General features: G+C 70.7%; 13 protein-coding genes. 9 read left to right on the forward strand and 4 right to left on the reverse strand.

Features of this window, described 5'->3' with window-relative positions:
- Positions 1-32 precede the first annotated feature (32 nt).
- On the forward strand, positions 33-785 hold the full coding sequence (locus HAV40_RS19480; RefSeq protein ID WP_166383276.1) for a class I SAM-dependent methyltransferase: 753 nt from the start codon (positions 33-35) through the stop codon (positions 783-785).
- Position 786: 1 nt separating this feature from the next.
- A complete protein-coding gene (locus HAV40_RS19485; RefSeq protein WP_166383278.1) occupies positions 787-1770 on the forward strand; it encodes a glycoside hydrolase family 26 protein in 984 nt (327 codons plus the stop codon).
- Positions 1771-1879: 109 nt separating this feature from the next.
- Here HAV40_RS19485 and HAV40_RS19490 read toward each other — a convergent pair whose 3' ends face one another.
- Positions 1880-2080 carry a DUF397 domain-containing protein gene (locus HAV40_RS19490; RefSeq protein ID WP_166383280.1) on the reverse strand — a complete coding sequence of 67 codons (201 nt, stop codon included), beginning with the start codon at positions 2078-2080 and terminating at the stop codon, positions 1880-1882.
- Between the two features lie 15 nt (positions 2081-2095).
- On the reverse strand, positions 2096-2935 hold the full coding sequence (locus HAV40_RS19495) for a helix-turn-helix domain-containing protein (protein ID WP_166383282.1): 840 nt from the start codon (positions 2933-2935) through the stop codon (positions 2096-2098).
- Between the two features lie 91 nt (positions 2936-3026).
- On the opposite strand from HAV40_RS19495, the gene HAV40_RS19500 reads away from it, so the two are divergent.
- A complete protein-coding gene (locus tag HAV40_RS19500) occupies positions 3027-3359 on the forward strand; it encodes a hypothetical protein (protein ID WP_166383284.1) in 333 nt (110 codons plus the stop codon).
- Between the two features lie 307 nt (positions 3360-3666).
- Here HAV40_RS19500 and HAV40_RS19505 read toward each other — a convergent pair whose 3' ends face one another.
- Complete coding sequence (locus HAV40_RS19505; RefSeq protein ID WP_166383286.1) at positions 3667-4473, reverse strand: WecB/TagA/CpsF family glycosyltransferase; 807 nt, start codon at positions 4471-4473, stop codon at positions 3667-3669.
- Positions 4474-4560: 87 nt separating this feature from the next.
- Between HAV40_RS19505 and HAV40_RS19510 the strand changes: the two genes are divergently transcribed.
- The 6 genes from HAV40_RS19510 to HAV40_RS19535 all read left to right on the forward strand — a co-directional run bounded on the left by HAV40_RS19510 (position 4561) and on the right by HAV40_RS19535 (position 10732).
- Positions 4561-5523, forward strand: a complete 963-nt coding sequence (locus tag HAV40_RS19510) for a sulfotransferase domain-containing protein (protein ID WP_166383288.1) — start codon at positions 4561-4563, stop codon at positions 5521-5523.
- Positions 5520-6584, forward strand: coding sequence for a glycosyltransferase family A protein (locus tag HAV40_RS19515; RefSeq protein WP_166383290.1), 1065 nt, complete (start codon positions 5520-5522; stop codon positions 6582-6584). The genes HAV40_RS19510 and HAV40_RS19515 overlap by 4 nt, the downstream gene beginning before the upstream one ends.
- A gap of 136 nt (positions 6585-6720) precedes the next feature.
- On the forward strand, positions 6721-7476 hold the full coding sequence (locus HAV40_RS19520; protein ID WP_166383292.1) for a DeoR/GlpR family DNA-binding transcription regulator: 756 nt from the start codon (positions 6721-6723) through the stop codon (positions 7474-7476).
- Positions 7473-8501, forward strand: coding sequence for a galactose-1-phosphate uridylyltransferase (gene galT / locus HAV40_RS19525; protein ID WP_166383294.1), 1029 nt, complete (start codon positions 7473-7475; stop codon positions 8499-8501). Before HAV40_RS19520 ends, galT begins: the two co-directional genes overlap by 4 nt.
- A 10-nt stretch (positions 8502-8511) precedes the next feature.
- A complete protein-coding gene (locus HAV40_RS19530) occupies positions 8512-9360 on the forward strand; it encodes an alpha/beta fold hydrolase (RefSeq protein WP_166383296.1) in 849 nt (282 codons plus the stop codon).
- Between the two features lie 37 nt (positions 9361-9397).
- Complete coding sequence (locus HAV40_RS19535) at positions 9398-10732, forward strand: CysS/YqeB C-terminal domain-containing protein (RefSeq protein WP_166383298.1); 1335 nt, start codon at positions 9398-9400, stop codon at positions 10730-10732.
- 296 nt (positions 10733-11028) lie between these two features.
- Here the strand turns inward: HAV40_RS19535 and HAV40_RS19540 are convergent, their stop codons facing one another.
- Positions 11029-12246 carry an NADP-dependent isocitrate dehydrogenase gene (locus tag HAV40_RS19540; RefSeq protein ID WP_166383300.1) on the reverse strand — a complete coding sequence of 406 codons (1218 nt, stop codon included), beginning with the start codon at positions 12244-12246 and terminating at the stop codon, positions 11029-11031.
- Positions 12247-12411 lie beyond the last annotated feature (165 nt).

The following is a 12411-nucleotide window of genomic DNA, read 5'->3' on the forward strand; positions in this document are numbered from 1 at the left end:
CACCGCTCAAGAAGAAAAGGAACACGAACCGCATGCGCGCCGACTACACCGAGATCTTCCAGGACGAGGCGACGGTCGAGAAATACGAGCACGTCGTATACGCCCCGGACAGCTACGCCTCGGCGATAAATCGACGCCAACGCGCCTACCTGCGGCGGCTGGCGAAACGGGCGTTCCCCTACCGCCGCCCCGTGCAGCACGACTTCGCCTGCGGCACCGGCCGGGCCATCCGGATCCTGCACGGGCTGGTCCGCGGGGCGCACGGCTACGACACGTCGGCGGCGATGCTCGCCAAGGCCGAGGAGGTCGGCGCGTACGCCGAGCTGCACCACGTCGCCGCCGAGGGCGAGGTGCCCGATCCCGCGCCGACCGAGATCCCGGCCCTGGTCACCATCTTCCGGCTGCTGCTCAACGTCGACAACGACGTACGCGAGCGGGCCATCGCGTTCTCCGCGAAGGTGCTGCCCAACTACGACGCGGGCCTGCTCGTCGTCGAGAACCACGGCAACCGGCACTCGCTGCGCCACCTGCGCCACGCCCGGCACACCGGCTCGCCCTGGTTCGCCGAACTCGACCACACCGAGGTCGCCGAACTGCTCGACCGGCACGGCTTCACCATCGTCGAGCAGCGCGGCTTCGCCCTGTTCACGCAGGGCTGGTACGGCCGCCGCGGCCTGCGCACCCTGGCCAGGCTCGTCGACGACTTCGTCGCCCGCACCGGCTGGGGCGGCACCTGGGCCGTGAACGTGCTGTACGTCGCCCGCCGCACCCGGACCGGCGACTGACATGTCCCGCCTGCTGCGGATCCTGACCGGGGTAGCCGCCGTGGCCACGATGGCCACGTGCGGCTCCCCGCCCCCGGCCGACCGTGGCATCGCGGTGTCCCCGCCACCCGGCTCCCCCGTCGCGCCCGCCGCGGCGGGCGGGCCGGTCGCCGCCCCCGCGACCGGCGCGCTGCTCGGCGCGTGGGTGCGCCCCGACAGCCTCACCCAGGCCGGGCGGGTCACCGGCGTCGCCGCGTTCGAAGCCGACCTGGGGCGGCGGCTCGACGTCGTCAACACGTACCGCCGCCTGCGCGAGGAGTTCGGCACCAGCTCCGACCGGATGTTCCTGCAGTCCGGGGCGACGCTGATGTTCAGCTGGACCGGCGGGCCGAGCGCCGAGGTCGTCCTCGGCGACCACGACGACGAGATCCGCGAGCACGCCCAGCAGGCCCGTGACCTGGACGTGCCGGTGCTGCTACGGCTGCGCTGGGAGATGGACCGGCCCAACCTGCTGGCCGAGGTCGGCTCGCCCGAGGAGTACGTCGCCGCCTGGCGGCACACCCGCGCCCTGTTCGCCGCCGAGGGCGCCGACAACGTGTCCTGGGTATGGTGCCCGACCGAGGAGGGCTTCACCTCCGGCCGCGCCCAGGACTTCTACCCCGGCGACGAGCACGTCGACTGGACCTGCGTCGACGTGTACGCCGGTTCCGAGCTGACCCCGCTGGGCGACCTGCTCGAACCCTTCCTCCGCTGGGCCGCCGCCCGCCCCCACCCCATCATGATCGGCGAGTACGGCGTCTCCCGCGCCTGGACCGCCGCCCAGCGCGCCTCCTGGCTACGCGACGCGACCACCGTCTTCCGCCGCAACACCCAGATCAAGGCCGTCCTCTACTTCGAGTCCAACCCCGACAACCGCACCCCCGCCGGCGAGTTCGCCCTCCGCCCCGACCGCGCCCCCCTCACCGCCTTCCGCGAAACCGCCCTAGACCCCCACTTCACCCGCTGACCAGCCCCGGGCCCGGCGCGCCGGGTCCGGGGCATGATCGCTGTTTGCGGTCAGAACCTCGGTTCAGACCACAGGTTCTGACCCGAAACAGCGATCTTGGAAGTCCGGTTCAGCGGTTGAACTCGCCCGCCTTCACACCGGCGATGAACGAACGCCACGATGCGGGCGAGAACGGCAGGACCGGGCCTCCCGGCTGATCCTTGGAGTCACGTACGCCGACAGCATCCGCCATGAACGCGATCTCGACACAGCTCCCGTTTCCGGCGTCGCTGCGACTGCTCTTGAACCAGCTCGCCCCAGTGCGATTCATTCACACAGGGTAGACCTACAACCTCGTCCGAACCTGCTCAATGAACTCGATGGATTCCGACGGGTTGAGCGCCTCCGCCCGCAAGCGATTGTAGTTTTCCTGGTATGCAGGGATGTGGCTGGGATCGTCCAGTGGCAGTTCGCCCACCACGGTCTCCAGGAAGGTCACAGTCGGCGCTTCCGCAAATTGCATGATCGTGTACGCCCCCAGGTTGAAGTGCCGAGCGGTGTCCTTGCGCAACACCTGGATCGTGACCTTGTTGCGCATTGCAACGAGATGGCTGAGCTGCTGAGCGAATACCTCCGGACCCCCATAGGGACGCTCCAGGACCGACTCGTGAAGAATCCACCACAGCTTCAGCGAACCATCCTGGATCCGGCGCTGCCTCGTCATCCGAACCTGGATGACTCGCTCCAGCTCCTCAGCACTTCGATCTATCGGGGCGACGAGGAACAGCGCCCGCGCGTATTGCTCGATCTGCAGCAGTCCGTGTACGACGTTGGCGTTCCAGGCGGCGATCTCGGCAGCCTCGTGTTCGAAGGCCACGTAGGTCGCCAACCTCTCATCCGGGGCCACGCGCTCCCACCAACCCGGCCGACGAGCCTCCCTCGCCAGCTCCCACATGCGTTCCCGCTCCGCCAGTTCGGTCACGCCGTAGAGGTCGAGCAGCAGGAACAGGTCGCCCTTACCGACGTTGGACTGCGCCAGCTCGATCCGGCTGACTTTGCCCTGCGAGCAGCCGAGCTGTTCGGCGACGAAGTCGGCGGTGTAACCCTTCTGCTCGCGCAACGCGCGCAGCGCCAAGCCCACCTTCCGACCGCGTACGTTCGCGTTGACCTTCGCCGGAATCGCCACGAGCCAAGCATTACGAGGGCGACGGCGAATGTCCATACTTCGCATCGATCAACTTCTTGCCTTCTTAAAGTGAATGATGCAATCTAGCCTCATGCTTGAAGACATCGACGCTCTCGATATGCCTCGCGCCTTCCTGCTGCGGTGCGTGGAGGTGCACGATCCCGAAGATCCGGACGACTCCTGCCTGGGCATCCTTGCTGCGGGCATGGAATGCAGGAACTGGACCCTGGTGCGCTGGAGCACCGGCCGGACCTGGGGCACGTTCGACTCCGCCCGCAGCGCCCGTCGGCGCTTCAGCATGTTCTGCGAGGTGGAGATCGTCTGGGCACAGCCCGTAGTTGACGAACGAGGGAGCCGAGCCGGGCGGGCGCACCCCGGAACGGCTCGGCCACAAGGCCCTACCCGCCCTCGCTCGCGCGAATGACCCGGGAGCCGAAGACCGCCGCCCGCGAAGATCGCTGTTTGCGGTCAAAAAGTGCGGTCCAACCACAGATTCTGACCACAAACAGTGATCTTCGCGGGCAGTCCTGCCGAGTGCCGTTAGGAAGGGCACCTTCCTTTACGCATGGCGATGGGAAGGTGCCCTTCCTTCGCGCAGGCGCGCAGGCGCGGGGGTACGGCGGCGCGGGGCCACGGCGGCGCGGCGGTACGGGGCACGGCTGCGCGGGCGTGGCGGTGTGGGCACGGCGGCGTGGCGGTGCGGAGTAGCGGGGACAGCGGTCAGGTGGGGGTCAGCGGCGGCGGAGGGCGGAGGTGGCTAGGAGGCGGGCGGCGTAGGGGAGGTCGTGGACGAGGTAGCGGCCGGCGAGGCGGCCGGGTTCCTGGGCGAGGCGGTGGGCCCATTCGAGGCCGCTGCGCTGCATCCAGATCGGGGCGCGGTGCAGTTCGCCCGCGACGAAGCCGATGGCCGCCCCGCAGCCGATGAACCAGGTGAACGGCAGTTCGGCGCGCAGGTCGGAGATGACCCGCTCCTGCTTCGGGAAGCCCAGGCCGACGAAGACGAAGTCGGGTTTGGCCTCGATGACGTCGGTGTACACCTGCGCGCAGGTGTCGGGGTCGAGGTCGAAGCCGAACGGCGGGGCGACCTGCCCGGCGATGCGCAGTCCGGGGCATCCGGCGGCGAGCACGGACGCGGCCTTGACCGCGCCGTCCGTGCCGGTCTCGTCGGGGGGCGTGCCGCCGAGCAGGTAGACCGAGCGCCCGGCGCGGCCGAGGGCGGCGGACAGGCTCCAGATGAGACCGGATCCGGTCACCCGTTCGGGTAGCGGGGTGCGGGACAGTTTGCTGGCCCAGACCAGCGGCATGCCGTCGGCGACGACGAGCGTCGCGTCCTCCAGGAAGCCGCGTACCTCAGCCGCGCGCGCACCGCGGCCGGAGGCCAGCCGCATGATGTCGACGTTCGGGGTGAGGATGCGTCCCCCGTCGCCGCGCTCCAGCGCGGTGATCACTCTGTCGGCCACGGCCTCCTCGGTGACGGCGTCGAACCAGGTGCCGGCGAGGTGGACCTTTCGGCCATAAACAGTCCCCGTAAAAGCCATGAATTCAGACAATACAGACCAACAACACTGTTCGGTCGTTATACCGCATGAGCGCGTCGCGGACCGGCACGCCGCAGTGGGGGATGTATGACGACCAGGGTTCTTTTCGTCGGTGGGCTCGGCCGTAGCGGCACGACGCTGATCGAGCGCGTGCTGGGCGAACTGCCCGGCGTGTGCGCCCTGGGCGAGATCGTCCATCTGTGGCAGCGCGATCTGCGCGACGACGAGCGCTGCGGCTGCGGTGAGCGGTTCAGCGGCTGCGACTTCTGGCAGCGCGTCGGCGTGGTCGCGTTCGGCGGCTGGCACCGGGTGGACGTGCACCGCATCCTGGCGCTGCGCGACCTGGTCGAGCGCACCCGGCACATCCCCCGGCTGGCCGGGTCGAGCCGCCTGGCCAGGGACTTCACCACGCTGGTCACCGAGTACGCCGACTACTACGGGCGCATCTACGCCGCGGCCGCCGAGGTCTCCGGCGCGAGCGTCGTCATCGACTCGTCCAAGCACAGCGCTCTCGCGCACTGCCTGCGCTGGTCGGAGGCGGTGGACCTGCGGGTGCTGCACGTGGTGCGCGACGCCCGCGGGGTGGCGTACTCGTGGACCAAGACCGTGGCGCGGCCCGAGACCGACGGCACGGAGGAGATGACGCGTTACGCCCCGACCCGCAGCGCGCTGCTGTGGAACGCGCACAACGCGGCCTTCGGGCTGCTGCGCCGCCGGGGCGTCGCCGTACGCCGGGTGCGGTATGAGGAGTTCCTGGCCCGGCCCCGCAACAGCGTGCTGCGTATCGCCGCGTTCATGGGGCTGGACCCGTCCGTGATGGACCTGGGCTTCGTCGACGACGACGCCGTCGAGCTGTCCGTCGGCCACAGCGCCGCGGGCAACCCGATGCGGTTCACGGTCGGGCGCATCGAGTTGCGCCGCGACGACGCCTGGCGGCGGCACCTGCCGCCCCGCCAGCGCGCCCTGGTCGGGGCCGTCTGCGCACCGCTGCTGCGGGCGTACGGGTACCCGCTGAGCAGTACCGCCGAGATCGTGGGAGCACACCGATGAAAGACAAGGTCAACACCGGCCGGTTCGACGGCACCCGTGGCGCCCGCCCGGTGGCCGTCCCTGCCCCGGCCGACGGCACGCCGGTCGGCGGCACGCAGGCAGAGCGGCCGGTCGCGGCCGGGGAGTCCGTCCCGGCGGATGGTCGCGACTGGCCCGCCGTGGGTGTGGTCATCCCGACCCGCAACCGCCCGGAGCTGCTGCGCAAGACCCTCGACGCGGTACGCGCGCAGGACTACCCCGGTCCGCTGCGCCTCATCGTGGTCTTCGACCAGGCCGAGCCTGACCTGGAACTGGCCACCGACGACCACCGCCCGGTGCTGGTGCTGGCCAACCAGCGGCAGCCCGGCCTGGCCGGAGCCCGCAACACGGGCATCACCGCCCTGGACACCGAGCTGGTGGCGTTCTGCGACGACGACGACCTGTGGCACCCGAGCAAGCTGCGCCGCCAGGTCGACGCCCTGCTCCGCACCCCGGACGCGGAGTTCGCGACGTGTGCGGTCGAGGTGGAGTTCGAGGGGGTCGCCCACCCCCGGCTCGCGGGCACCGACGCGGTGACCGTCGAGCACCTGGCCCGCTCCCGGATGTCGATGCTGCACTCGTCGGGTTTCCTGGCCCGCCGCGAGACACTGCTGGAGTCCGGCGTCATCGGCCCGGTCTCCGAGGACGCGCCGGGCAGCCAGAACGAGGACTGGGACCTGCTGCTGCGGGCCGCCCGGCGGCACCCGATCGTGCACGTCGACGAACCGCTGGTCCGGGTGCTCTGGGGCCGCAGCAGCTTCTACGCGTACGAGTACTCCACCAAGATCTCTTCGCTGCGCTGGATGATGGCCCGCCACCCGGAGATCTCCGGCTGCCGGCCCGGTGCGGCCCGCGTCTACGGCCAGCTCGCCTGCTGGTCGGCGGCGGCCGGGGACAAGCGGCAGGCCTGGCGCTGGACCCGCGAGACGGTGCGCCACAACTGGCGCGAGCCGCGGGCCGCGATCGCGCTGGCGGCGCTGACCGGGGCGGTCAAGGTCGAGACGGTGCTGACCGCGCTGCACCGGCGCGGTCACGGCATCTGAACACGTTCACCCATCACACCTGCACCGATCACCACGTTCCACCGTTGCCCGTGCGCGTCCGCGTACGATATGGTGTTGAACCTTGTTGGATTTCGGTGATTTAAGGCCCGACCGGGCCCGCAGGTGAGGAGATGGGATGCTCGCCCCGCAACGCCAGCAGGCGATCCTCGCCCAGGTGCGCCTCTCCGGCGGCGTACGGGTGGCCGACCTCGTCGCCGAACTCGGCGTCTCCGACATGACCATCCGCCGCGACCTCGAAGTGCTCGCCGAGCGCGGCCTCGTCCTCAAGGTCCACGGCGGTGCCACCGCGCCCCCGTCCGGCGTCGCCGACGAACCCGGCTTCGCCGCCAAAGCAGAACGCCAGCGTACGGAGAAGGCCAAGCTCGCCGAGGCCGCCGCCGCCCACGTGGCCCCCGGCAGCGCCATCGCGCTCTCGGCGGGCACCACCACCGTGCGGCTGGCCCAGCGCCTGGTCGAGATCCCCGGCCTGACCGTGGTGACCAACTCCATCCCGGTCGCCGACGTCTTCTACCGCTCCGGCCGCCCCGACCAGACGGTCGTGCTCACCGGCGGCACCCGCACCCCGTCCGACGCCCTGGTCGGCCCGATCGCCGTCGCGTCACTGCGCGACCTGCACGTCGACCAGCTCTTCCTCGGCGTACACGGGCTCAGCGTCGAGGCCGGGCTGACCACGCCGAACCTGCTCGAAGCCGACACCAACCGGGCCCTGATCGCGGCCACCCGCCGCCTGGTCGTGCTCGCCGACCACACCAAGTGGGAGACGCTCGGCATCGCGTCGATCGTCCCGCTGCACGCCGTCGACCTGCTGATAACCGACGCCGAGCCGCCGGTGGACGTCAGCGAGCTCACCGTTGTGGAGATGACCGGATGAAGCGCACCAGCACCACCATGGCCGACGGCCGTGAACTGATCTACTTCGACGAGCACGACGACGCCGTACGCGCCATGGTCGACAGCCGCGAGCTGCCCCCGCCTCCCCCGCCCGCGCAGCTGCGCTTCGACCCGCTCACCGAGGACTGGGTGGCCGTCGCCGCGCACCGGCAGACCCGCACCTTCCTGCCGCCCACCGCCGAGTGCCCGCTCTGCCCGACCAAGGGCGCGTTCCTCACCGAGGTGCCCGCCGACGACTACGACGTGGTCGTCTTCGAGAACCGGTTCCCCTCGTTCTCCGGCGACGCCGGGCGCTGCGAAGTCGTCGTCTTCTCGCCGCAGCACGACGCGTCGTTCAAGGAACTGCCGGTGTCGCGGGTGCGCACCGTGCTGGGCGCGATGGCTGACCGCACCGCCGAACTGTCCGCCCAGCCGGGCGTCGAGCAGGTGTTCTGCTTCGAGAACCGGGGCGTCGAGATCGGTGTCACGCTGCACCACCCGCACGGGCAGATCTACGCCTACCCGTACGTCACCCCGGTCACCCGCCGCTACCTGGAGGCGGCCCGCAAGTTCCGCGACGAGCACGGCGGCAACCTCTACGGCGACCTGCTGGCCCGCGAGCGCGCGGACGGCTCCCGCATCGTGGCGTCCAACGAGCGGTGGACCGCCTTCGTGCCGTACGCGGCCCGCTGGCCGTACGAGATCCACCTCGCCCCGCACCGTCAGGTCCCTGACCTGGCCGCGCTCACCGAGGCGGAACTGGACGCGTGCGCGCCCCTGTGGTCGGAGATCACCCGGCGGCTCGACGGGCTGTTCGACCTGGCCATGCCGTACATCGCGGGCTGGCACCAGGCCCCCGTGCACACCGACCGCGACCTGGGCTACCTGCACCTGCGCCTGATCAGCTCCCGGCGCGCGCCGGGCAAACTGAAGTACCTGGCCGGGTCGGAGTCGGCGATGGGCGCGTGGGTGAACGACGTCGCGCCGGAGCAGGCTGCTGCTGCGCTGAGGGCGGTTTCCCTCTAAGTTCGTACATGTGAACGACACCGAGGTCCGCGAAGTCGAGGTCGAGGTCGAACCCGGCGTCCGCCTGCACCTGCGCCACCGCGCCGCGAGCCGATCCGGCTCGACGCCGTTTTTGCTGGTCCATGGGTTGTCGTCGAACGCGCGGCTGTGGGACGAGGTGGCCGGGGCGCTCGCCGCGGCGGGCCACCCGAGTTGGGCGGTTGACCTGCGCGGGCACGGTGAGTCCGACGCGCCGGAGTCGGGGTACGACACCGGCACCGCCGCCGCCGACCTGGCCGCCGTCATCACTGCGCTGGGCCTGCACAGGCCGGTGGTGGCCGGCCAGTCGTGGGGCGGCAACGTCGTCGTCCGGCTCGCCGCCAAACACCCGGAGCTGCCCGGCGCGATCGGCCTGGTCGACGGCGGCTGGATCGACCTGCACGCCGCCTTCCCCGACTGGGAGTCCTGCGAGCGCGCGCTACGCCCGCAGGACATCGACGGCCGACCGGCCGCCGCCATGCGGCAGTGGCTGGCCTCGGGCCACCCCGACTGGTCGGACACCGCCCGCGAGGCGACCCTGGCCAACATGCGTATCCGCGCCGACGACACCGTCGAGCGGCGGCTCACCATCCCGCACCACCTGGAGATCCTGCGCTCGATGTGGGACGGCCCGCCCGGCCCCGACCTGCCGCTGGTCGCCGTGCCCGCGCTGCTGCTGCCCGCCCTCGGCCCGCAGGACGACCGCGCCGACCCGGTGCGCCGGGCCGCGGCGGCGCTGCCCGACGCGACCGTGCGCTGGTATCCCGGCGGCGACCACGACTTGCACGCCCAGCACCCCGACATGATCGCCGCCGACCTGCTCACCCTGGTCGCGCGGTGAGCCGCCCCGGCCGCGACGGCCGACGGAAGGAGACGGCGTGACGAAGCTGCTCGTGATCATGGGGTCCGGCGAGACCACCCCCACCATGATCAAGCCGCACCGGCAGGTCCTCGCCGCACTGCCCGACGACGCCCGCGCGGTCCTGCTGGACACGCCATACGGGTTCCAGCTCAACGCGGACGAGATCAGCGCGCGGGCGGCGGGCTACTTCGCGCAGAGCGTCGGGCGGACCGTCGACGTGGTCTCCTGGCGGCGCGCCCCCGCGCCCGGCCTCGACCGCGAGCGCGCGCTGGCCGCCCTGCGCGGCGCGAGCTGGATCTTCGCGGGTCCGGGCTCGCCGACGTACGCCCTGCGCCAGTGGCGCGACACCGAACTGCCGGCGCTGCTCGTCCAGACCGACGTGCTCGTCTTCGCCAGCGCCGCCGCCCTCACCCTCGGCTCGCACACCATCCCCGTGTACGAGATCTACAAGGCGGGCGCCGATCCACGGTGGGAACCCGGCCTCAACCTGTTCGAGCAGCTCACTGGGGTTCCTGCCGTGGTCATCCCGCACTACGACAACGCCGAAGGCGGGCACCATGACACCCGCTTCTGCTACCTCGGCGAACCCCGTCTGGCCCAGCTCGAACGGGAACTCCCCGCCGACACCGTGATCATCGGTATCGACGAGCACACCGCCCTGGTCTGCGACCTCGACGCCCGTACCGCCACCGTGCTCGGCAACGGCACCCTCACCCTGCGCCGCCAGGGCCGCAGCACCGTCTACCCCACCGGCACCGTCCTCGCCCTCCCCACCGCAGAAAGGAAGGGCACCTTCTTCGCCGAGGAGATGAAGGAAGGGCACCTTCCTAACACCGGGGACGTGTTGGGCAGGGGCGGCGTACCCCACGCTCGCGGAGCAGCCGGAACCGACGGCGGCGCTGGCACGGTCGGCGGTGGAGAGCGGGGCGCAGACATCGTTGGCGGCAGCGGCGGCGTGGCCGTCGCGGCCACGCTGCGGGAGGCGGCCGACGAGGCCGAGGCCCGCTTCTCCGCAGCGCTTGCCGAGCGGGACGTGGACGGCTGCGTCGCCGCCGTGCTGGAACTGGAGCAGGCGATCACCGACTGGGGCGCCGACACGCTCACTTCCGACTCCGGTGAGCACGCGCACGGACTGCTCCGGGGCATGATCGTGCGACTCGGCGCGCTGGCCGGCCGTGCCGACCCGACCCCGCTGCTCACCCCGCTGGTGGAGGCACTGATCGGCCTCCGCGAGCAGGCCCGCGAGCAGCGTGACTGGGCCGCAGCCGACCGCGTCCGCGACGCCCTGGGCGCTGCCTCCATCGCACTGCGCGACACCCCCGACGGCCCCGTCTGGCTCCACACTCCCTGACCCCGCCCCTGCCCGGACCCCCCGCCGCCGCCCGCCACTGCCCGCTGCGGGACCGTCTTGATCGGCGTTTCGGGTCAGAAAGTGGGGTCCGGCTCCACCTTTTGACCCGAAACAGTGATCAAGCAAGGGGCGATGCAGAGGCGGATACCGTCGGCGCAATAAACAGTGCCGACCCGCGGACTGCGGGTCGGCACTGTTCGGGAAGGGACTTTCAGGCGGGATGCTTCTGCTGTTTCACCTGGTCAAACGATCGCAGGTGAGTCAGGAGACGGCTCGGCGCCATACCCCGGCAGGACTCAGGCGGCGAGGCGGCGGGCCAGGTTGGTGTCGAGGGTGTTCATGAACTCCTCGGTGGTCTGCCACGGCGCGTCGCGCGAGATCAGCAGGGCGAGGTCCTTGGTCATCGCGCCGCCTTCGACGGTCTCGATGATGACCTGCTCCAGCGTGTCGGCGAACGCGGTCACCTCGGGGGTGCCGTCCAGCTTGCCGCGGTGCGCGAGGCCCCGGGTCCAGGCGAAGATCGACGCGATCGGGTTGGTCGACGTCTTCTCGCCCTTCTGCCACTGGCGGTAGTGCCGGGTGACCGTGCCGTGCGCGGCCTCGGCCTCGACGGTCCTGCCGTCGGGCGTCATCAGCACGGAGGTCATCAGGCCCAGCGAGCCGAAGCCCTGCGCCACGGTGTCGGACTGCACGTCACCGTCGTAGTTCTTGCAGGCCCAGACGAAGCCGCCCTCCCACTTCATGGCCGCGGCGACCATGTCGTCGATGAGGCGGTGCTCGTAGGAGATGCCCGCGGCCTCGAAGTCGGCCTTGAACTCGGCCTCGAAGACCTCGGCGAAGATGTCCTTGAACCGGCCGTCGTACGCCTTGAGGATGGTGTTCTTGGTCGACAGGTAGACCGGGTAGTTGCGGGCCAGGCCGTAGCGCAGCGAGGCGCGCGCGAAGTCGCGGATCGACTCGTCGAAGTTGTACATGCCCATCGCGACGCCGCCGTCGGCGAAGTCGGCGACGGTCAGCTCCATCGGCGCCGAGCCGTCGGCGGGCTGGTACGTGATGGTGACCTTGCCGGGGCCGGGGACCACGAAGTCGGTGGCCTTGTACTGGTCGCCGTGGGCGTGACGGCCGATGACGATCGGCTTGGTCCAGCCCGGCACCAGGCGCGGCACGTTGCTCATGATGATCGGCTCACGGAACACGACGCCGCCGAGGATGTTGCGGATGGTGCCGTTCGGCGACTTCCACATCTTCTTGAGGCCGAATTCCTCGACGCGGGCCTCGTCGGGGGTGATGGTGGCGCACTTGACGCCGACGCCGTGCCGCTTGATCGCGTTGGCGGAGTCGATCGTCACCTGGTCGTCGGTGGCGTCGCGGTGCTCCATGCCCAGGTCGTAGTACTCCAGCTCCACGTCGAGGTAGGGCAGGATCAGCTGCTCCCGGATCTGCTTCCAGATGATCCGGGTCATCTCGTCGCCGTCGAGCTCGACGACCGGGTTGTTTACCTTGATCTTCGCCATCGCGAGGGCGCTCCTTAAAACCTTCGGCGTCCGGCGCGGAAGGCCGGGCGGCGGTCTCGTCTAGCAGTACGAGCGTACTGCCAGATCGACCTGCCGCAACCGCCAGGGTGCCGTGCCCCTTGTCACCGTCCCCCGCCGCCAAACGAAGATCGCCGTTTCGGGTCA

Source organism: Catellatospora methionotrophica, from assembly GCF_011297335.1.
Taxonomy (GTDB): Bacteria; Actinomycetota; Actinomycetes; order Mycobacteriales; family Micromonosporaceae; genus Catellatospora; species Catellatospora methionotrophica.